This window comes from Ancylobacter sp. VNQ12 (genome assembly GCF_049445835.1).
Lineage (GTDB): Bacteria > Pseudomonadota > Alphaproteobacteria > Rhizobiales > Xanthobacteraceae > Ancylobacter.
This window is the reverse complement of record NZ_JBMSDU010000001.1, coordinates 542,700-561,670: the sequence shown is the minus strand read 5'-3', so window position 1 is coordinate 561,670 and position 18,971 is coordinate 542,700. Positions and strand designations below refer to the sequence as shown.

General features: G+C 69.1%; 19 protein-coding genes. 10 read left to right on the top strand and 9 right to left on the bottom strand.

What is annotated here, in order from left to right; translation table 11 throughout:
- The first annotated feature begins 65 nt into the window (after positions 1–65).
- Both ACO2RV_RS02615 and ACO2RV_RS02610 read left to right on the top strand, forming a co-directional pair.
- Positions 66–284, top strand: coding sequence for a ChaB family protein (locus ACO2RV_RS02615; RefSeq protein WP_423289875.1), 219 nt, complete (start codon positions 66–68; stop codon positions 282–284).
- Positions 285–300: 16 nt separating this feature from the next.
- Positions 301–1,398: an alpha/beta fold hydrolase gene (locus ACO2RV_RS02610; protein WP_423289495.1), complete on the top strand. Its 1,098-nt coding sequence runs from the start codon at positions 301–303 to the stop codon at positions 1,396–1,398.
- Here the strand turns inward: ACO2RV_RS02610 and ACO2RV_RS02605 are convergent.
- Together ACO2RV_RS02605 and ACO2RV_RS02600 are read right to left on the bottom strand one after the other, a co-directional pair.
- On the bottom strand, positions 1,395–2,066 hold the full coding sequence (locus ACO2RV_RS02605; protein ID WP_423289873.1) for an LOG family protein: 672 nt from the start codon (positions 2,064–2,066) through the stop codon (positions 1,395–1,397). The genes ACO2RV_RS02610 and ACO2RV_RS02605 overlap by 4 nt on opposite strands.
- Positions 2,067–2,227: 161 nt before the next feature.
- Complete coding sequence (locus ACO2RV_RS02600; RefSeq protein ID WP_423289493.1) at positions 2,228–3,145, bottom strand: LysR substrate-binding domain-containing protein; 918 nt, start codon at positions 3,143–3,145, stop codon at positions 2,228–2,230.
- A 107-nt stretch (positions 3,146–3,252) separates the two neighbouring features.
- On the opposite strand from ACO2RV_RS02600, the gene ACO2RV_RS02595 reads away from it, so the two are divergent.
- Positions 3,253–4,743: an MFS transporter gene (locus tag ACO2RV_RS02595; RefSeq protein ID WP_423289491.1), complete on the top strand. Its 1,491-nt coding sequence runs from the start codon at positions 3,253–3,255 to the stop codon at positions 4,741–4,743.
- Here ACO2RV_RS02595 and ACO2RV_RS02590 read toward each other — a convergent pair.
- The 4 genes from ACO2RV_RS02590 to alr form a co-directional block, all read right to left on the bottom strand.
- Positions 4,727–5,608, bottom strand: coding sequence for a LysR substrate-binding domain-containing protein (locus ACO2RV_RS02590; RefSeq protein WP_423289489.1), 882 nt, complete (start codon positions 5,606–5,608; stop codon positions 4,727–4,729). The genes ACO2RV_RS02595 and ACO2RV_RS02590 overlap by 17 nt on opposite strands.
- A gap of 21 nt (positions 5,609–5,629) precedes the next feature.
- Complete coding sequence (locus ACO2RV_RS02585) at positions 5,630–6,670, bottom strand: YeiH family protein (protein ID WP_423289487.1); 1,041 nt, start codon at positions 6,668–6,670, stop codon at positions 5,630–5,632.
- A 102-nt stretch (positions 6,671–6,772) separates the two neighbouring features.
- Positions 6,773–8,026 (bottom strand): D-amino acid dehydrogenase, encoded by a 1,254-nt coding sequence (locus ACO2RV_RS02580; RefSeq protein ID WP_423289485.1) that lies wholly within the window; start codon positions 8,024–8,026, stop codon positions 6,773–6,775.
- A gap of 45 nt (positions 8,027–8,071) precedes the next feature.
- Entirely contained in the window at positions 8,072–9,193 is a 1,122-nt protein-coding gene (gene alr, locus ACO2RV_RS02575; protein WP_423289483.1) for an alanine racemase, read from the bottom strand.
- 139 nt (positions 9,194–9,332) lie between these two features.
- On the opposite strand from alr, the gene ACO2RV_RS02570 reads away from it, so the two are divergent.
- Positions 9,333–9,794, top strand: a complete 462-nt coding sequence (locus ACO2RV_RS02570; RefSeq protein WP_423289481.1) for an Lrp/AsnC family transcriptional regulator — start codon at positions 9,333–9,335, stop codon at positions 9,792–9,794.
- A gap of 147 nt (positions 9,795–9,941) precedes the next feature.
- The gene (gene ggt / locus ACO2RV_RS02565; protein ID WP_423289479.1) at positions 9,942–11,531 is read left to right on the top strand and encodes a gamma-glutamyltransferase; all 1,590 of its coding nucleotides are present in this window, start codon (positions 9,942–9,944) and stop codon (positions 11,529–11,531) included.
- Between the two features lie 9 nt (positions 11,532–11,540).
- Here ggt and ACO2RV_RS02560 read toward each other — a convergent pair whose 3' ends face one another.
- From ACO2RV_RS02560 to ACO2RV_RS02550, 3 genes are all read right to left on the bottom strand, one after another.
- A complete protein-coding gene (locus ACO2RV_RS02560; protein WP_423289477.1) occupies positions 11,541–12,188 on the bottom strand; it encodes a response regulator transcription factor in 648 nt (215 codons plus the stop codon).
- On the bottom strand, positions 12,185–13,618 hold the full coding sequence (locus tag ACO2RV_RS02555; protein WP_423289475.1) for an ATP-binding protein: 1,434 nt from the start codon (positions 13,616–13,618) through the stop codon (positions 12,185–12,187). Before ACO2RV_RS02555 ends, ACO2RV_RS02560 begins: the two co-directional genes overlap by 4 nt.
- Before the next feature lie 662 nt (positions 13,619–14,280).
- Entirely contained in the window at positions 14,281–14,529 is a 249-nt protein-coding gene (locus ACO2RV_RS02550) for a DUF2188 domain-containing protein (RefSeq protein ID WP_423289473.1), read from the bottom strand.
- A 191-nt stretch (positions 14,530–14,720) separates the two neighbouring features.
- Here ACO2RV_RS02550 and ACO2RV_RS02545 point away from each other — a divergent pair, with 191 nt between their 5' ends.
- From ACO2RV_RS02545 to ACO2RV_RS02525, 5 genes are all read left to right on the top strand, one after another.
- On the top strand, positions 14,721–16,367 hold the full coding sequence (locus ACO2RV_RS02545; protein WP_423289471.1) for an MASE4 domain-containing protein: 1,647 nt from the start codon (positions 14,721–14,723) through the stop codon (positions 16,365–16,367).
- Entirely contained in the window at positions 16,364–16,984 is a 621-nt protein-coding gene (locus ACO2RV_RS02540) for a response regulator transcription factor (protein ID WP_423289469.1), read from the top strand. Before ACO2RV_RS02545 ends, ACO2RV_RS02540 begins: the two co-directional genes overlap by 4 nt.
- A 97-nt stretch (positions 16,985–17,081) precedes the next feature.
- Positions 17,082–17,462, top strand: coding sequence for a response regulator transcription factor (locus ACO2RV_RS02535; protein ID WP_423289467.1), 381 nt, complete (start codon positions 17,082–17,084; stop codon positions 17,460–17,462).
- A gap of 111 nt (positions 17,463–17,573) precedes the next feature.
- Positions 17,574–18,227 (top strand): hydrolase, encoded by a 654-nt coding sequence (locus ACO2RV_RS02530; RefSeq protein WP_423289465.1) that lies wholly within the window; start codon positions 17,574–17,576, stop codon positions 18,225–18,227.
- Between the two features lie 20 nt (positions 18,228–18,247).
- Positions 18,248–18,955, top strand: a complete 708-nt coding sequence (locus ACO2RV_RS02525) for an alpha/beta fold hydrolase (RefSeq protein ID WP_423289463.1) — start codon at positions 18,248–18,250, stop codon at positions 18,953–18,955.
- Positions 18,956–18,971 lie beyond the last annotated feature (16 nt).

Below are 18,971 nucleotides of genomic sequence, written 5' to 3'. Positions count from 1 at the left end.
GCTGCGTGAAACATGCCCGGCATTGGCGTATGATCCAGTCCGATCAGGGCCGGGAGAACCAGGCCATGCCCTATGCCGACAACGACGCGCTGCCGGATCCTGTGCGCCACCGACTGCCACCGCATGCGCAGGACATTTATCGCGAGGCCTTCAATCATGCCTTCGCCGCCCATGCGGGCGAGGCGGAGCGGGACGTGATCGCCCACCGCATCGCCTGGGCGGCGGTGAAGCGCAGTTATGTCAAGGACGGCGAGCGCTGGGTGCGGTTGGATCCGGACCATTGATCGCAGGAGGCTGACGATGACGGTCGCTCCCCAATCCGCAGCCGGCCTGTTTGCCAACATGCATGCCGCCCAGCTCGCCTTCATGGACCAGATGCGCGGCGCGCAGGCGCGCACGCTCGACCTGTTCGGCTTCAGCCCGCATGAATGCCCGTACGAGGTCATCGCCACTGGCCCGCACTGGCGGCTGCGGCGCTACGAGGGCGCGGCCGAGGGGGCGCCGCTCCTGCTGGTGCCCGCCCCGATCAAGCGGCCTTATATCTGGGACCTCACGCCCGCGGTCAGCGCGGTGCGCTTCTGCCTCGACCGCAAGCTCGCCGTGCACCTGCTCGAATGGCTGCCGCCGTCCGAGGACGGCCGCACGGGTATCGAAGCCTATGCCGGCGCCATCGTCGAGGCCGCCAATATCATCGCCGGAAAGCGCGGCGGCGCGCGCCCCTTCGTCATCGGCCATTCGCTCGGTGGCACGCTGGCCGCCATCGCCTGCGCGCTCGATCCCTCGCGCGCCAGCGGCCTTGTGCTGCTGGGCTCGCCGCTCAGCTTCGAGGCCGGATCGAGCCCGTTCCGCGACCTCGTGGCGGCGCAGCCGCCGCCGGCGGCGGATGGGACGGTGCCGGGCTCGCAGCTGTCGCAGGCCTGTGCGCTGCTGTCGCCGGGCACCTTCGTCTGGTCGCGCTGGATGGACGGCCTCGCCTGCCTCACCGACCGCGCGGCGTTCGACCTGCATGTCCATGTCGTGCGCTGGGCGCTGGACGAGGTGCCGCTGCCCGGCCGCCTCGTGCACGAGATCGTCGAGTGGCTCTATCGCGAGGATCGCTTCCACCGTTCGCGTCTCGTGCTTGGCGGACGAACGCTCGGGCCGGAGACGCTGCGCGTTCCGGTGCTCGCCATTGTCGGCGACGGGGACGAGATCGGCCCGCGCGCCTCGGTCGAACCGTTCTTCGCGCGCATGAAGGCGAGCGAGACCACGATCATCGAGCATCCCGCCGAGGTCGGCGTCGGGCTACAGCATCTCGCCATCCTCGCCGGGCGTCGCGCGCATGCGCAGACCTGGCCGGCCATCGCCGGCTGGATCGACAGCCACGCCCGCAGCCAGCCGCACCGAGCGGCGAGCTAGCGGTGCGCCTTCAGCCCCGAGGCGACGAGCGCGGCCCAGGTGTCCTCGGCGGTTTCGGCGAAGCGGAACAGCCGGCATTCCTCGGCACTGATCATGCCGTGCTCGACCAGCGCGTCGAAGTTGATCACCGAGCGCCAATAGGCCTCGTCGAACAGCACGATGGCGAGCGGCGGCGCCTTGTCGGTGGCGCGCAGGTTCAGGATCTCGAACAGCTCGTCGAGCGTGCCGAACCCGCCGGGAAACACCACCAGCCCATTGGCGCGCATCGCGAGGTGCATCTTGCGCATCGCGAAATAATGGAAGCGGAAGGTGAGGTCGGGCGTGGAATAGGGGTTGGGCCCCTGTTCGTGCGGCAGGCTGATGTTGAAGCCGATGCTGGGCGCACCGGCATCATAGGCGCCGCGATTGGCCGCCTCCATGATGCCCGGCCCGCCACCGGTGGCGATCACATTGTCGCGGAAGCCGTCGCCATCGACGCTGAGCGCGCCGCCGCGCTCCGAGGCGATGCGGCCGAAGGCGCGGGCCTGTTCATAGAGAAACGGCTGCCGGCCGGGGCCGTCCATGCGCAGGCGCGCCGAACCGAATGCCACGATGGTCGAGCGGATGTGCCAGGCACGCAGCGCTTCCTCCGCCTTCTCATATTCCAGCATGAAGCGCAGGCCGCGCATGGAATCGCCCAAAATGAAATCCTGATCGAGTGCCGGCAGGCGATAGCTCGGCAATGAAGTCCTGTCCGCGCTCAAGGCCGGTGTCTCCTGCTGGCAGGGGCGGGATCGATACCAGAGCGGACACGCGCCGGCCATATGCGTCGGCACCGGCCCCACGCGGCTCACCCCACGGAGCGTGCCCGCGCCCAGTCGTCCGGCGACAGCCGAAGCTCCGGCGTGTCGATGACCTGCCGGATGAAGTTCCGTGCCATCGGCCCTGCCTCGCCGGTACGGAACAGGGCCGCGACCTCGGAGGCGATCGTCTCCCCGGCGAGCGGCGCGAACACGACATTCGGCAGGTTCACGACCTCGCGCACCACGCTGGGTACCACCGCGACGCCCATGCCGAGCGATACCTGCGTCAGCACCGCCAGCAGGCTGCCGGGCGCGGAGACGATCCGTGGCGCGAAGCCGCCGCGCCGGGCAACCTCATAGGTGCCGGCGCCCTGCTCCGGCGCCACGAAGCCCTCCCCCGCCAACCGCTCCGGCGCCACCGCCGCCTCCCCGGCCGCGGGATGGCCGACAGGCAGGGCAAGGCAGAAATAGTCGCGCAGCAGCACATGCGTCCTGAGGCTCCGCGGCAGCGCCATGGGCAGACGCACGAAGCCGACATCCACCTCGCCATCGGCGACGAGGCCGGGCAGCGACTCCATCGGCCATTCGCGCGCGCCGACCTCGACAGCGGGAAAGCCGGCGCGGAAACGACGGGTCTGGTCCTGCAACACGCCGGCATAGGCGGCCGAGCCGACATAGCCGATGGCGATCCGGCCGATCTCGCCGCGCCCCGCCCGCCGGCCGGCGCTTTCCGCGCGGGCGAACCGCTCCAGCACCGCGCGGGCCTCGGCGAGAAACACCTCGCCCGCCGGGGTGAGCGCCACCGAGCGCCTGGTGCGCGCGAACAGGCGGGCCGCCAGCGTGCGCTCGATCTCCTGAATCTGCACGGTGAGCGTGGGTGGGGCGATGTTCAGCCGCTGCGCCGCGCGGGCGAAATGCAGCTCCTCGGCGAGGGCGACGAAATAGCGGAGGTGCCTCAGTTCCATCGGCGATCCGATTATTAGCTACAGACTAATAAAATGGCATACTACCGTGAATGAAGCTAATTCGATCCGCTGCTTGAATGCCTGCTTCCCGTGCAAGGAGCGTTGCCGTGCCGTCCCGCCCCCTTCCCCGCGCTGGCGGATCGCTGGCACTGCTGCTGACGGCCTCGACCGGCTGCGCGATGACGGTGCTGGACACCAACATCGTCGCCATCGTGCTGCCGACCATCGCGCGGGATTTCGGCGCCAGCTTCGCCGAGATCGAATGGGTGGTGAGCACCTATGTGCTCTGCTTCGCCGCGCTGCTGCTGCCGGCCGGCGCCATTGCCGACCGCTTCGGCCGGCGGCGGGTCTTCCTCGCCGGCATCGCCCTGTTCGCGCTTGCCTCGCTACTGTGCGGCCTCGCCCCCTCCGCGCGGCTGCTCTATCTCGCCCGCGCCTTGCAGGGCGTGGGCGCCGCCTTCCAGCTGGCGCCGGCGCTCGCCATCATCGGCCACGGCTTCCATGGCGAGGCCGAGCGCAACCGCGCCTGGGCGATCTGGGGCGGCATCATGGGACTCACCATGGTGCTGGCCCCGGTGCTGGGCGGGCTCATCGCGCATTTCCTCGGCTGGCGCTGGGCGTTCCTCGTCAACATCCCGATCGGCCTCGCGCTCGGCGTCGCCGCCCTCGCCTTCACCGGGGAATCGCGCGACGGCGCGGCGCGACGGCTCGATCCCGCCGGCATCGCGCTGTTCGCCGGCACGATGTTCGCCGTCACCTGGGGGCTGATCAACGGGCAGGCGCAGGGCTGGACCTCACCGAGTGCGCTTGCCGGCTTTGCCGCCGGCCTCTGCGCCTTCGCGGGGTTCATCGTCGTCGAGCGCGCGCAGGCGCGGCCGATGCTGGACCTCGGGCTGTTCCGCCTGCCGCGCCTTGTCGGCGGGGTGTGGGCGATGTTCGCCTATGCCGCCTGCGCGCAGGTGATGGCCTCGCTGTTGCCGCTGTTCCTGCAGAACGGGCTCGGCCGCTCGCCGCTGGAGGCGGGCCTGTCCATGCTGCCCTTCGCGCTGACCATGCTGATCTTCCCGCAGATCGGCCGGCTGCTCGGCGGACGGCTTACCTCGCCGCGCATCCTCACGCTCGGCCTCGCCACGGTGGGGCTGGGCAACGGCCTCACCGGCTGGGGAGCGCATCTCGGGGAGTGGCCGGTCGTGATGACCGGCATGCTGGTGCTGGGCGCGGGCGGCGGGCTGCTCAATGGCGAGACGCAGAAGGCGATCATGAGCGTGGTGCCGCGCGAGCGCGCCGGCATGGCGTCCGGCATCAGCACCACGGCGCGCTTTTCCGGCATCCTCATCGGCTTCGCATTGCTGAGCGGCGTGCTGGCCACCGTGGTGCGGGCGGGGCTGGAGCGCACGCATGATGCGGCGTTCGCCGAGGCGGTGATCGCCGGCGACCTGCCGCTGGCAGTGGCGGGCCTTGCCGGCGGCCCGCGCGATCTCGCCATAACCCACGCCCATGCGGCCTATTCCGGCGGATTCGCGGTCGCCCTGTTCGCTGCCGGCGCCATCGCCCTCGCCTCGGCCGTCGCGGTCGGGCGGCTCATGCGCGCGCGATAAGAGCGAGAAAGGCCTGCGTCGCCCGCGCCGCGTAGCGCTCCTTGTGGCGCAGCGCGAGGAAATGCCGCGAGGGGATGGGCAGGTCGATCAACGCCAGCCTGCCGAGGCCGATCCCCTCGCCGACCACCCGGCGGGAAATCACCGCCGCCCCGCTGCCCGCTTCCACCGCCGCACGCACCGCTTCGTTGGAGGGGAATTCGAAGGCGACATCGAGATCGGCGAAGGAGAGGCCGAGGCCGGCGAGATAGCTCTCGAAGATGGCGCGGGTGCCTGAGCCTTCCTCGCGCAACACCCACGGGCCGGCCTTGAGCTGGCCCGGCTCGCGCGGCGCCCGCCAGGTCCAGGGATGGGTGACGGGCGCGACCAGCACCATCTCGTCCTCCGCCACCGGGCTGATCGCCAGCGCCGCATCCTCGACGTCGCCCTCGACGAAGCCGAGATCCGCAGTGCCTTCCCGCACGCGGGCGGCGACGAAGTCGGTATTGCCGATGACCAGGCTGATGCTGATGCCGGGATGGCGCTCGCGGTAGCGCTGGATCAGCGGTGGCAGCCAGTAATTCGCCACCGTCTGGCTGCCGGCCAGCGCCAGCGAGCCGCGCGAGAGGTCGGCGAGGTCGGTCAGCACCTTCTCCGCCGCGCTGGCCTGCGCCAGCACGGCCCGCGCCTCGGCGAGGAACAGCCGGCCGGCATCGGTCAGCACGATGCGCCGGCCCACCCGGTCGAACAGCTTCGTGGCATAGCGGCCCTCCAGCGCGGAAATGGCCGCGCTCACCGCCGACTGGGTGAGGTTGACCGCCTGAGCTCCCCGCGTGAGGTGCTCGCGCTCGGCGACGGCGACGAAGATGCGCAGCTGTTCGAGCGTCATGGGTTACTCACGCGGGGCTCCTCAAGCGACGAGCTTTACCAGCATCAGGCTGAACAGGGCGATGAAGATCGACGCGGCGAGGCCGAGGAAGAAGGGGCGCAGCCCCTTGGCGCGCAGCTTGCCGATGTCGGTCTCCAGCCCCATGGCGGCGAGCGAGATGGACAGCATCACCGTCGTCGACAGGATCAGCAGCGCCTTCGCCTCGGGCGGGATGACGATGAGGCTGTTCACCACCACCAGCGCGAGGAAGCCGAGCACGAACCACGGCATGGGCGGGCGAGCCGGCGCATGGCCGTGATCGTGGCCGCCGCGCCGCATCCGCCGCGTGGCGAGAAGGCCGAGGCCGATCACCATCGGCGCCAGCAGCATCACCCGCGACAGCTTGGCGACGGTACCGAACTCGCCGGCCGCCTGCCCCTGCTGATAGGCGGCGGCCACCACCTGGGCGATCTCGTGGATCGAGGCGCCGGTCCACAGGCCATAGGCGTGGGCATTGAGCGCCAGCAGGCCGGGCAGCAGCGGATAGAGGAACATCGCCAGCGAACCGAACACGGTGACGCAGGCCACCGCATAGGCGACGTCCTCGTCCGGCGCGCGGGTGACGGTGTTGGTGGCGATGACGGCGGAGGCGCCGCAGATCGAGGTGCCGGCGGCGATCAATTCGGCGAGCTTGCGCTCCACCCCGAGCAGCCGGCCGAGGCCAATGGTGAACAGGAAGGTCCCGACCAGCGTCAGCGCCACCACCGCGAAGCCGGCGAAGCCGACCTCGGCGAGCTGCGCCGCGGTGATCTGCAATCCCAGCAGCGCGATGGCGAGGCGCAAGATGCGGCGCAGGGCGAAGGTGAGGCCCGGCTTGGTGCGCGCGGGCGTGCCGACGAGGTTGCGGAAGGCGATGCCCAGCACGATGGACAGGATCATCGGGCTCAGCACGCCGACCATCGGCAAGCCGCGTACGCCGAAGGCCGCGGCGACGATGACCGCCGTCAGCAGCAGGCCGGGCCAGATGCCGTCCGTCCGCCGCTCGACATGCCCGTCCGGCACCACATCTGTATGCGCGACCATTGCCGTCCCTCCTGTGAACGAGGGGAACGTTCGCAAATGACGATCAATCGATCCAACGCATTATATAGCACATTCCGTTCGATTATATCGAACGAATGAGTCTCACGTATAGCGCGCGAGGTTGAGGTCGCCCGCCTCGATCTCCGGCTTCACGCCGCTGACGAGGTCGGCCAGCACCCGCGCGGAGCCGCAGGACATGGTCCAGCCCAGCGTGCCGTGGCCGGCATTGAGGAACAAATTGGGGTAGCGGGTCGAACCGATGATCGGCGTGCCGTCCGGTGTCATCGGCCGCAGGCCCGACCAGAACAGCGCCTGGCTTTGGTCGCCCGCACCGCCGAACAGATCCTCTACCGAATGCTCCAGCGTCGCCCGGCGCGAGGGCGGCAGGTCGGTGGAGAAGCCGGCGATCTCCGCCATGCCGCCGACGCGGATGCGGTCGCCCAGCCGGGTGATGGCGACCTTGTAGGTCTCGTCCATCACGGTGGAGACCGGCGCCAGCGCCTCCTTCACGATCGGCACGGTGATGGAATAGCCCTTCACCGGGTAGATCGGCAAAGTGAGCCCCAGCGGTGCCAGCAGCTGCGGCGTATAGCTGCCGAGCGCGGCGACGAACAGGTCGGCGCTCACATCGCCGGTCGCCGTCTCGATGGCAGTGACGCGACCGCCCGCGGCCTTCACCCGGCGGATGTCGACGCCATAGCGGAAGGTCACGCCCAGGCCCTCGGCCAGCGTCGCCAGCGCGTTGGTGAACTTGAAGCAGTCGCCGGTCTCGTCGCCCGGCAGGCGCAGGCCACCGACGATCTTCTCCGCCGACGGCGCGAGGCCCGGCTCGGCGGCGACGCAGCCGGCGCGGTCGAGCACCTCGAACGGCACGCCATCGGCGCGCAGCACCTCGATGTCCTTGCCGATGCCGTCGAGCTGCTTCTGGGTGCGGAACACCTGCAACGTGCCCTGCATGCGCTCGTCATAGGCGATGCCGGTCTGCGCCCTGAGCTCCATCAGGCAGTCGCGGCTGTATTCGGCGAGGCGCACCATGCGGCCCTTGTTCACGGCGTAGCGGGCCGAGGTGCAGTTGGCGAGCATCGCCACCATCCAGCGACAGGTGGCGAGATCCACGCGCGGCCGGATGATCAGCGGCGCGTGCTTCACGAACAGCCATTTCACCGCCTTCTGCGGAATGCCGGGCGCCGCCCAGGGCGAGGCATAGCCGGGCGAGACCTCGCCGGCATTGGCGTAGCTGGTCTCCAGCGCCGGGCCGGGCTGGCGGTCGAGCACCGTCACCTCATGACCGGCCTTGGCGAGGTAATAGGCGGAGGTGACGCCGATCACGCCGGCGCCGAGTATGACGATCTTCATCGGAAGGCCTCTGGTTTTTCTTGCGGTATTCTATTGCGATCACGCTCAGCGGTAGACGCGGTGATAGCGGCTGCCGAGCGAGGTCAATATCTCGTAGGAAATGGTGCCGGCGTCGCGCGCGACGTCTTCCAGCGTCTGGTGCGCGCCGATGATCTCGACCAGGCCGCCCAGCTTCAGCGCGCCGGGGGGCAGTGCGCTGACATCGAGCGTCAGGCTGTCCATCGACACGCGGCCGACGATGGGAAGCCGCGTCGCGCCGACATAGGCCGCGCCACGGTCGCTCAGCGAGCGCCGCAGGCCGTCGGCATAGCCGGCGGCGATGGTGGCGAGGCGCATCTCGCGCGCCGCGACATGCGCGCCGCCATAGCCGATCCTCGCCCCGGCCGGCACGGTGCGGGTCTGCACCACCCGCACGTCGAGCCGCACCACCGGCGCCATCGGGTTCGCCACACCGGCGGTCGGTGCGCCGCCATAGAGCGCGATGCCGGGGCGCACCAAGGCGCCGTGATATTCCGCGCCGAGGAAGATGCCGCCGGAATTGGCGAAACACATCTCCACCCCCGGAAATGCCCCGGCAAAGCGGCGCATCTGCGCCAGCTGCGCGCCATTCTGCCCGCTTTCCGGGTCGTCGGCGCTGGCAAGGTGGCTCATCACATGCAGCACCCGCACCCCCGCGAGCCGCGACGGCTCGGCGAGCAGGGTCTCGACCTCCTCCGGCGGCAGGCCGAGGCGCGACATGCCGGTGTCGAACTGCAGCAGCGCCGGCAGCTCGCCACCGCGCGCACGGGCGTGGCGCGACCAGTTCTCGACCTGATCGAGGCTGTTCAGCACGGGGATGATGCCGGCCTCGGCGCAGGCCCATTCGGCGCCGGGCTGCAACCCGTTCAGCACATAGAGCCGGGCATCCGGGCCGAGGGCGCCGCGGATCGCCTGCGCCTCGGCGAACTGGGCGACGAAGAAGTCGCGGCAGCCGGCGGCATAGAGCGTGGGGGCGACGCGCAGCGCACCGAGGCCATAGGCGTCCGCCTTGACCACGCCGGCCACCCGCGCGGCACCCACCCGCTGGCGCAGCAGCCGGTAATTGGCGGCGAGCGCGCCGAGATCGATGGTCAGTATGCCCGGCGCGGTATCGAGCGCCAGCTGGTCGTTTGAAATCTCGCCGAACATCGCCCGTCCTCGCCTCGCGCTTGCCGAACGGAGAGGAATCATAGCGCAGAGATCGCGCAAAAGCCGGTCGATTTGCGCATGCTTACTTCACGCAATACTCTTTCATGCGGATATCGACGACATTTTCGCGGAAATCGTCATGAGTGCGTTGGACCCGATCGACCGCAACATATTGCGCCTGCTGCGCCTCGACGCGCGCATGAGCACGGTGAAGATCGCCGAGGAGGTCGGCCTCTCGCCCTCGACCTGCCAGCGCCGCATAAAACTGATGGAACACAGCGGCGTCATTCGCGGCTATACCGCTCTCGTCGACCACTCCGCGCGCGATGCCGCCATGGCGGTGATCATCAACATCACGCTGGAGCGGCAGACCGAGGATTATCTCAACCGCTTCGAAGCGGCCGTTCGCAAGCACCCGGAAATCCAGGAGTGCTACCTGATGACCGGCGGCGCGGACTATCTGCTGCGCGTGGAGGTGGAGACGCCCGCCGAGTTCGAGCGCATCCACACCGAGATTCTCTCGACCATGCCCGGCGTGCTGCGCATCCATTCCAGCTTCTCGATCCGCAACGTGCTGGCCAACCGGCGCCGGGCGCGGTAGAGCATGTTGCGCGAAAGTTGCAGACTTCCGCGACGAGAACATGCTCTAACACTTTAAAACTAGAGCACTTTCTTATCGATCGGGTCATCACCCGATCGGAAGGGGCTCTGGCACAGGTCTTTATTGTCGCGTGCAGGATCCGCCGCCATGCGTGATTTCCAGAAGCCGGGCCGTTCCGCCGTCGTGACCCGCGAGGGCATGGCCGCGACGTCCCATCCCTCCTCGACGCTTGCCGCGATTCGCGTGCTCGAAGCCGGCGGCAACGCGCTCGATGCGGCGATTGCCGCCTGCGCGGTGCAATGCGTGGTCGAGCCGGGCTCGACCGGCATCGGCGGCGACTGCTTCGCCCTGCTGGCCGGCGAGGACGGCAAGGTGCACGCCTTCAACGGCTCCGGCCGCGCGCCCGCCGCGCTTACCGCCGGGCACCTCCGGCGTGCCGGGCTGACGCAGATTCCCCGCCAGTCGCCGCATGCCGTGACTATTCCCGGCGCGGTCGATGCCTGGACGCGACTGCATGCCGACCATGGGCGCATTCCCTTCGCCGAACTGCTCGCCCCCGCCATCCGCCTCGCCCGGCACGGCTATGCCGTGTCCGAGCGCGTGCAGTACGACTGGGCGAAGGAGGTCCCGGTGCTGGCCGGCGACGCCAATGCCGCGCGCGTCTTCCTGCCCGGCGGGCGGGCGCCCGAGGTCGGCGAGGTACATCGCCAGCCCGAGCTCGCCGACACCCTCGAGATCATCGCCCGCGAGGGCCGCGACGGCTTCTATCGCGGCACCGTGGCGCAGGACATCGTCGCCTATCTCAACGGGCTCGGCGGCCTGCACACGCTGGCGGACTTCGTCCATGCCGCCGGCGAATATGTCGAACCGATCCACGCGGCGTTCCGGGGCCATGAGGTCTATGAGTGCCCGCCCAATGGTCAGGGCATCATCGCGTTGATGATCCTCAACATCCTCTCGCGCTTCGAAGCCAAGGGCGACCCGCTCTCGGCGGACCGGCTGCATGTCGAGATCGAGGCGACCCGGCTCGCCTATGCCGCGCGCGACCGCTTCCTCGCCGACCCGGCGCAGGCGGGCGTGCCGGTGGACTACCTGCTCTCCGACGCGCTGGCGGACGATCTCGCCGGCCGCATCACGTTCGACCGGGTGCTCACCGACATGCCGGCCTTCGCCGGCAGCGAGCACCGCGACACGGTGTATATCTGCGTGGTCGACCGCGAGCGGAACTGCGCCAGCTTCATCAACTCGGTGTTCAATCCGTTCGGCGCCGGCCTCGTCGCCCCGCGCTCGGGCGTGCTGCTGCACAATCGCGGCCAGAGCTTCGTGCTCACCGACGGGCACCCCAACGAACTCGCCCCGCGCAAGCGGCCGCTGCACACCATCATCCCCGGCATGGTGCTGAAGGATGGCAAGCCGTTCATGCCGTTCGGCGTCATGGGCGGGCAGTACCAGGCCATGGGCCACGCGCATTTCATCTCGAAGGTGCTGGATTTCGGCCTCGGGCTTCAGGAGGCGATCGACCTGCCGCGCCTGTTCCCCATTCCCGGCACCGGACAGGTCGAGGCGGAGGACGGCTTCCCGCCGGAGACCATCGCCGAACTCAGGCGGCGCGGCTTCGACATCGTGCCGTCCGGCCGGCCGATCGGCGGCGCGCAGGCGATCAGGCTCGACCGCGCCCGCGGCACGCTCACCGGCGCCTCCGACCCGCGCAAGGATGGCTGCGCGCTCGGCATCTGACGGGCGCGGCTAAGCCCGGCGCCCGACCGGCGAGGACGACAGATACTGGATGGACGCGCGCACCAGTTCCGGCAGGCTGGTCGCGCCGAGCTTGGCCTTCAGCATCGACGAGGTGTTGGCGACCGTCTTGTAGCTGATGCCGAGTTCATCGGCGATGCGCGTGTAGTCCTTGCCCTCGGCGAGCAGCGACAGCATCTGCAATTCGCGCGGCGTGACGTCGGCCAGCGGCGCTTCCTTGCGGGTGCCGAGCAGCGCCACCTGCATGGCGAGGTCGTGGCTCATATAGGGCTGGCCGCGCCGCACCCGCTCGAACGCCTCCATCAGCGTGCCCGAGGCGGTATCCTTCAGCACATAGCCGGTGGCGCCCGCCTCGAGCGCCCGGCTGACGATCACCGGATCGCCATGCATGGAGAACACCAGGATCGGCATGCGCGGGCTGTGGCCACGCATGCGCCGCACCAGCAGAAGCCCGCTCAGCCCGCTGCTCTGCAGCGACAGGTCGGCGATGACCACGTCCGGCTTCTCGCGGCGAAAAAGCCGGTAGCCGCCGAGCAGCGTGCTCGCCTCCAGCACGCGCCCCACCCCGGCATCCTCCAGCAGCCGCCGGCACCCCTGCAGCACGATGGGATGATCGTCGATCACCAGCACGGTGGTCATTGCGCCGCCACCTTGTCCATTGCCTGGTCGCCTCCGATCGGCACGCTCATCTCGACTCGCGTGCCGGTAGGCTCTGCCGCGACGATGCGCCAGCTGCCGCCCAGCGCGCTCAGCCGCTCGCCGATACCGGTGAGGCCAAGGCCCGGCGCGGCACGCGGCGCCATGCCGACGCCGTCATCCTCGACGGTGAGCCGCAGTTCGCCGTCGGCGGCCCGCAGGCCGATGGCGATGTTGCGTGCATCGCCATGGCGCAGCGCATTGGTCGCCGCCTCCTGGATGCAGCGATAGACGGTGAGCTCGACGCTGTCGGGATAGCGCTCCGCCACATCCTCCACCGCGAGATGGAAGCGGTGCTCGGGCGAATGGCCTTCGAAATCGGCGACCAGATCGCCAATCACCGCCGCCAGCGGCACATGGCCGAGCGCCATCGGCCGCAACTGGCGCAGCAGGCGCCGGTTCAGCCCCTGAACGCGGTCGAGAATCTCCGCCATGGTGCCGGTACGCTCGCCGATGCGCCGTCCGAGATCCGGCTCGACACGGCCCGCCAGCCGCTCGACCGATTCGAGGTTCGCCCTGAGGCCGAACAGGCAGGGCCCGAGTTCGTCGTGCAGATCCGAGGCGATCTGCCGGCGCTCGTCGTCCTGCACATGGATGACGCGCTCATTCAGCCGCGCATTGTCGGCGCGCGCCGCGTTCAGCGCCGTGCCCAGCGCGTTGAAGCGGTCGGCGATGGCGGCGAGCTCGCGCACATGCGGGCGCGGCAGCCGATGCTCGAAATGCCCGACCTCCAGTTCGGAAAGCCCCACCGAGAGCGTCCTGAGCGGGCGCAGAAGCCGCCCGAGCACCAGATAGAGCGCGCCGAGTATGGCGATGTTCACCCCCAGCGCCAGCACCGCGAGGTCCGACGTGTCGCTCCAGACCTCGGCAACCTCGTCGGAGGCCTCGCCGGAGACGCGGACATGGCCGACGACCCGGCCCCCCTCGACCACGGGCACGTCGCGTATACCGGCATCGACCGTCACCAGCGCGGCGAACCAGCCGGGCACCTCTTCATCCCGGTCGCCGCCGCCGTCGCCGGCCTCCGGCGCGATGTCGACGATGCGCCCCTGCATGTCCTCGACGGCAATGCGCACGTGACGCAGCCCGCTGATGTGGAGCGGCAGCTGGGCGAGCGAGGCCTCGCCGCCGTGACTGCCGGCGAGCCGCTGCACGGTCTCCTCGACAAGACGCTCGGCCACCACGAGCGAGGCGGTCATCTCCGCCTCGGTGGCGCGGCGGGCATTGGCAATGACCACGAGCAGCGCGGCGAGCGCGGCGCAGAGATTGATCGCGATCACCGCGACCATCACCTGCCAGCGCAGCGACCGGCGCTGCCAGAAGCCGCGAACGGGCTCGGGCTCAGGCTCGGCCTCGGGGACGAAAGCGCTCATGCCGCTTCTCCTGCAGGACGGACCGCAGACGGGAGCGTCGGCGCGGGCGCACGTAGCTCGCGAAACGGGAAATTCGGCTCCATGGCGCTCATCTATACTTATAATATTCTTATGATCGACTCCCGGCCCTGCCACGTCATGGAATGAACACCGGGCGCCTGTTCCAGTCGGCGCGTGCACGCCGCCAGCTCCGCCCTCACCCACGTTCGCGGCAAGGCACTGTCATGACAGCACTTTATGGAGGTGCGGGCAAGCTTTCCGCAAAGGAGGACGCGAAACTACCTTTTAAATCGGGAAAAGTTCCCGTCCTGTTTTTCTAACCTATCCGGAGACAGCGCCACGCCAATTGCGCAAACAATATTCCCGATCTTCGAGTCATTTCCAGAATATAAGCAGAAAAGGCGAGCGCATCACTCAGACCCGGCATTCTCCGAAGGTCGCGCCAGCCAATCGATTTTATTACGCGGTTTCGCGAGATCCCACTGTGGGTGAACGGCCTCCTCGCTGTCATCCAACGATCCTCCGGGCGACAGCCCGGCCGGTGGGCAACTGGCGCGGTCGGCGTGGCGGGGAATTTCCTGCCGCCCGGCCGCGCTGTCTTTATGAATGGCGATGACGACACATGTGGCCGCCCGCGCGGCGCCCACCGTCCCGGCCGGCATTCAGCCGGGCGTATCGTCCACTTCGGCGTCGGGCCGGTCGATCCCTTCCGCAGTTTCCTCGTGCCAGTTGCCGGCCTTGTCCTGGTAGCGGATGGGGCGCGTCTCGCCCGGCACGGCCTGGCGTGCCGCCACGTCGCGCGCCGCCTTGAGCGCCGCCACATGGGTGGGAAAGGTCTCGGAATAGACGTCGCCCAAGCGATAGGCCCAGCCGTCATTGTGCGGCACGACCTCGTAACGTATGTGGCTCATAGCGCTGTCCTCCTCGGGGCGGAACGCTGCCGGATGGCTCGCGGTTCCCAGCCTTGCTGGCTGCAAAGATCGAGATGGCAAGGGCAGGTTTCAAGCCGGCGGCCCGGATGCCCTTGCCCGTGCGCACGCTCCTCGTTCCCGGCGGGCGGGCACATGTGCAACAGTCGGCCGGCAGTCCGGAGTCCGGACGGATGCAGCGGGCAACGGGCGAGGACCATCGGACGGTGTCGGACAGGGACGATCACATCACGGCCGCGCCGGCTCCCTATCCGCTGGCGAATGTGCCGGCGACGCGCGGCCGCGCCACGCTGGCCGTCGTGCTGTCGCTCCTCCTCGTCGCGCTTTTCGCCGCGACCATGCCTTTTGCCCGCAATGCCACCGCCCATACCGAGCTGCTGCTTCCGGCCTATGCCGCCGCGATCTTCCTGCTGGAGCTGATCACCGCGGCGCTGCTGTTCTCGCTCTACAGCGTGCAGCGCTCGTGGGCGCTGCTGTTCCTCGGGTCGGGCTACCTGTTCTCCGCGCTGCTGACGCCGGTCTGGGTGCTGTCCTTCCCCGGCGTGTTCGCCGCCTACGGCATCGATCTCGGCTTGCAGACCACCGCCGCCATCGCCACGGCGCGGCGGCTGGGATTTCCCCTTTTCGTGCTCGCCTATGCGTTGACGCCGCGCCGCGCGCCGGCACGGGCTTCGGCGAAGCGCGGCATCGCCACCGCACTGCTGGCGGTTTCCGCCTTGGCCGGCCTGAGCGTCCTGCTGATCCTCGCCAACCGCAACGCCCTGCCGCCGCTGATGCTGGACGAGCGGCGCGTCAATGCGCTCTGGGGTTATGTGCCGCTTCTGGCGATCGGACTCTACCTCGTCAACATCGCCATCCTGCTGACGCGCCACCGCAGCCAGTTCGACATCTGGGTCTGCCTGGTGCTGTTCTCGCTGATCATCGAATTGCTGCTGATCTCCTATCTCGGCGGCGCTACGAGGCTGAGCGTCGGCTGGTGGGCGGGGCGGCTCTACGGGCTGGTCGCCGCGAGCATCGTGCTGCTGGTCCTGCTGTCGGAAAGCACGCTGGTCTATGCGCGCCTCGCCCGCACCATCGCCATCGAGCGGCGCACGCGGCAGAACCGGCTCACCGCGATGGAGGCGCTTTCGGCTTCCATCGCACACGAGATTAACCAGCCGCTCGCCAGCATGATCACCAATGCCGACGCCGCGCTGCGCTGGCTGGGCAAGCCCGAGCCCCGGCTCGACAAGGCCAATGACGCGCTCGGACGCATCGTCGCCGACGGCCACCGCGCCAGCACCATCGTCGCCGGCATTCGCACCATGTTCACCAGGGGAACGCAGGAGCGCGCCGAGCTCGATATCGGTGTGCTGGCGACCGGCGCGGTGCGCGCGGCCCAGGCGGAAGCCATCCACGAGTTCATCGACGTCGACATCGATCTCGATGCCGCGCTGCCGGCGGTCATCGGCAATGCGGTCCAGCTCCACCATGTGCTGCGCAACCTGATTGAAAACGCCATCGATTCCATACGCGCGGGCGGGAGATGGCCGCGCCGCGTCGTGGTGCGCGCGTGCAGGGGCGCCTTTGGCGAGGTGCATGTCAGCGTCGAGGACAACGGCTCGGGCATTTCCGACGAGGTGACCGAGCGGCTGTTCGACCCGTTCATCTCCACCAAGCCCGGCGGCATGGGCATGGGGCTGATGTTCTGCCGCGCCGTCGTCGAGGCGCATGGCGGGCGCATCTGGGCCGGCCCCAACCATCCCCATGGGGCCGTCTTCCATTTCTCGCTGCCTGCCGCCATCTTGCCGGCCGGTGAAGAGAAGGAGAGCGCGCGATGACGGAATCCGTTGTCTATGTCGTCGACGACGACAGGTCGGTGCTCGCCTCGCTCGACAGCCTGCTGTCGTCGGAGGGCTACCGGGTGCTGACCTTCGAGACGACGCAGGCCTTCCTCGCCGCGTCCCGTCCCGAACTGCCGGGCTGCCTGGTGCTGGACGTGCGGCTGCGCGGGGTGAGCGGGCTCGAATTCCAGCGCGAGCTGCGCCGCAGTGGCGTGCCGACGCCCATCGTCTTCATCACCGGCCATGGCGACGTGCCGATGTCGGTCGCGGCGATGAAGGCGGGCGCCATCGAATTCCTGATGAAGCCGTTCCGCGACCAGGACCTGCTCGACGCCGTGCATAACGGCATCGACCTCGACCGCGCCCGCCGCGCCCGCGAATCGCAGATGGCGGAGCTGCGCACGCGCTACGCCGCCATGACCCCGCGCGAGCGCGAGATCCTGCCGCTGGTGGCGAGCGGGCTGATGAACAAGCAGATCGCGGTCAACCTGCGGCTCAGCGAGGTGACGGTGAAGGTCCACCGCGCGCAGATCATGCAGAAATTGCGCGCACGCACGCTCGCCGACCTCGTGCGCATCGCCGATCGGCTCGCCGGGGATGGCGCCAAGGCGTAGGCCGGCAGACCTCACGGATAATTGCCGCCTTCCCGCCCCGCGGCGAAGCTGTGCGTCTGGCCGGCGGCTTCTCGACAACCCCGGCCGCGGAGACGGAATGCCGATGCACGAGGCGGTGGCGCAGAAGGTGGTCGCCATCGTCGACGACGACGCGGCGTCTCTGGCGGCGGTGTCCGGTCTCATCGACGCGCTCGGCTTCGCCACATATTGCTTTCGTCACCCGCTCGACTTCCTCGCCTCGCCGGATTTGCGCGTCTTCGATGCGCTCGTCACCGATATCCGCCTGCCGGGCATGAGCGGGGTGACGCTGCTGCACCGGCTGCGCAGCGTCGGTAACCGGATGCCCGTCATCGCCATCACCGCCTATCCCGACGAGGCGACGCGCCAGCTGGCGCTGCGCTGCGGCGCGCTGGCCTGTCTCGCCAAGCCGGTCGCGCCCGACGAACTGCTCGCCTGGCTCGATCGCGCCATCGGCTGAGCGCACCTATCCCCGAGCCCAATAAGCCCCCCACCGGCGGACAATTGTCCCGAACCGTCCCGGCTTCCTAGAACTCGGCGCCATGCAATCCAGCCCATGGGGGACGAACCGATGCCGACCGCGAGCGCCACACCGGGCAAGGCCCTGATCGATCCGAGCAACCACGCGCTGATCCTGATCGACTTCCAGTCGCAGATGTCGTTCGCGACCAAGTCCATCGACGCGGTCACGCTGCGCAACAACGCCGCGCTCATCTCCAACGCCGCCGCCGGCTTCAAGGTGCCGACCATTCTCACCACGGTGGCGGAGAAGAGCTTTTCCGGCCCGATGTTCGCCGAGATCACCGAGGCGTTTCCGGGCCAGAAGCTGCTCGACCGCACCTCGATGAACACCTGGGAAGACGCCGCCGTCATCGACGAGGTCAACCGCCTCGGCAAAGGGCGCATCGTGCTCGCCGGGCTGTGGACCAGCGTGTGCATCGTCGGCCCGGCGCTCTCCGCGCTGCATCAGGGCTTCGAGGTCTATGTCATCGCCGATGCCTGCGGCGACGTCTCCGACGAGGCGCATGAGCGCGCCATGCAGCGCATGATCCATGCCGGCGTGCGGCCGATGACCTCGCTGCAATATCTGCTCGAGCTCCAGCGCGACTGGGCGCGCACCGACACCTACGAGCTGACCACCGGCATCGCCAAGAAGTTCGGCGGCGCCTACGGCCTCGGCATCATCTACGCCAAGACCATGTTCGGCGCCGCCGAGGGCCACTGAATCCGAGAAGGACGCCCGTCATGACCTCCATTTCTGCGAACCGCGCCACCGTCGTGCTGGTGCACGGCGCGTGGGCCGACGCTTCCAGCTGGCATGCCGTCATCCCCCATCTCCAGGGGGCCGGCATCGAGGTGGTCGCGGTGCAGAACCCCACCACCTCGCTCGCGGACGACGTCGCCGCCACCCGCCAGACGCTGGACGCCATTGACGGCCCGGTGGTGCTGGTCGGCCATAGCTGGGGCGGCACGGTCATCACCGAGGCCGGCAACGACCCGAAGGTGAAGGCGCTGGTCTATGTCGCCGCCTTCGCCCCCGATGTCGGCCAGTCCACCGGCGACCAGGTCGGCGCTCACCCGGCCCCGCCCGGCCTTGGCGGCGTCGTGCCGTTCGGCGACGGCGCCCTGAAAATGAGCGTCGACAGCTGGATTCACAACGTCGCGCAGGACCTCGCCGAGGAAGACGCCCGCGTGCTGGCCGCCGTCCAGACGCCGCTGGGGCTGGCGACCTTCAACGACAAGGTCAGCAGGGCCGCCTGGGCCGATCGCCCGTGCTGGTACGTGGTCTCGCGCGACGACCGCGCGGTCAGCGTCGAGCTGCAACGCGCGCTGGCGAACCGGCTGAATGCGCGCACCACCGAGCTGACGGCGAGCCACATGTCGCTGCTCTCGCTGCCGCGCGCGGTGGCCGACATCATCCGCGAGGCGGTCGACGAGGTCGCCGCGAACTAGCGGCGCCGGCCTATCG

Excerpts from the sequence above, each read along its gene's own strand:
- ACO2RV_RS02600 (WP_423289493.1), bottom strand. The coding sequence starts at position 3,145 with ATGGAACTGAGGCACCTCCGCTATTTCGTCGCCCTCGCCGAGGAGCTG.
- ACO2RV_RS02570 (WP_423289481.1), top strand. The coding sequence starts at position 9,333 with ATGAGTGCGTTGGACCCGATCGACCGCAACATATTGCGCCTGCTGCGC.
- ACO2RV_RS02530 (WP_423289465.1), top strand. The coding sequence starts at position 17,574 with ATGCCGACCGCGAGCGCCACACCGGGCAAGGCCCTGATCGATCCGAGC.
- ACO2RV_RS02550 (WP_423289473.1), bottom strand. The coding sequence starts at position 14,529 with ATGAGCCACATACGTTACGAGGTCGTGCCGCACAATGACGGCTGGGCC.
- ggt (WP_423289479.1), top strand. The coding sequence starts at position 9,942 with ATGCGTGATTTCCAGAAGCCGGGCCGTTCCGCCGTCGTGACCCGCGAG.
- ACO2RV_RS02560 (WP_423289477.1), bottom strand. The coding sequence starts at position 12,188 with ATGACCACCGTGCTGGTGATCGACGATCATCCCATCGTGCTGCAGGGG.
- ACO2RV_RS02540 (WP_423289469.1), top strand. The coding sequence starts at position 16,364 with ATGACGGAATCCGTTGTCTATGTCGTCGACGACGACAGGTCGGTGCTC.
- ACO2RV_RS02580 (WP_423289485.1), bottom strand. The coding sequence starts at position 8,026 with ATGAAGATCGTCATACTCGGCGCCGGCGTGATCGGCGTCACCTCCGCC.
- ACO2RV_RS02555 (WP_423289475.1), bottom strand. The coding sequence starts at position 13,618 with ATGAGCGCTTTCGTCCCCGAGGCCGAGCCTGAGCCCGAGCCCGTTCGC.
- ACO2RV_RS02615 (WP_423289875.1), top strand. The coding sequence starts at position 66 with ATGCCCTATGCCGACAACGACGCGCTGCCGGATCCTGTGCGCCACCGA.
- ACO2RV_RS02590 (WP_423289489.1), bottom strand. The coding sequence starts at position 5,608 with ATGACGCTCGAACAGCTGCGCATCTTCGTCGCCGTCGCCGAGCGCGAG.
- ACO2RV_RS02525 (WP_423289463.1), top strand. The coding sequence starts at position 18,248 with ATGACCTCCATTTCTGCGAACCGCGCCACCGTCGTGCTGGTGCACGGC.
- ACO2RV_RS02535 (WP_423289467.1), top strand. The coding sequence starts at position 17,082 with ATGCCGATGCACGAGGCGGTGGCGCAGAAGGTGGTCGCCATCGTCGAC.
- ACO2RV_RS02545 (WP_423289471.1), top strand. The coding sequence starts at position 14,721 with ATGCAGCGGGCAACGGGCGAGGACCATCGGACGGTGTCGGACAGGGAC.
- alr (WP_423289483.1), bottom strand. The coding sequence starts at position 9,193 with ATGTTCGGCGAGATTTCAAACGACCAGCTGGCGCTCGATACCGCGCCG.
- ACO2RV_RS02585 (WP_423289487.1), bottom strand. The coding sequence starts at position 6,670 with ATGGTCGCGCATACAGATGTGGTGCCGGACGGGCATGTCGAGCGGCGG.
- ACO2RV_RS02610 (WP_423289495.1), top strand. The coding sequence starts at position 301 with ATGACGGTCGCTCCCCAATCCGCAGCCGGCCTGTTTGCCAACATGCAT.
- ACO2RV_RS02605 (WP_423289873.1), bottom strand. The coding sequence starts at position 2,066 with ATGCGCGGCCTGCGCTTCATGCTGGAATATGAGAAGGCGGAGGAAGCG.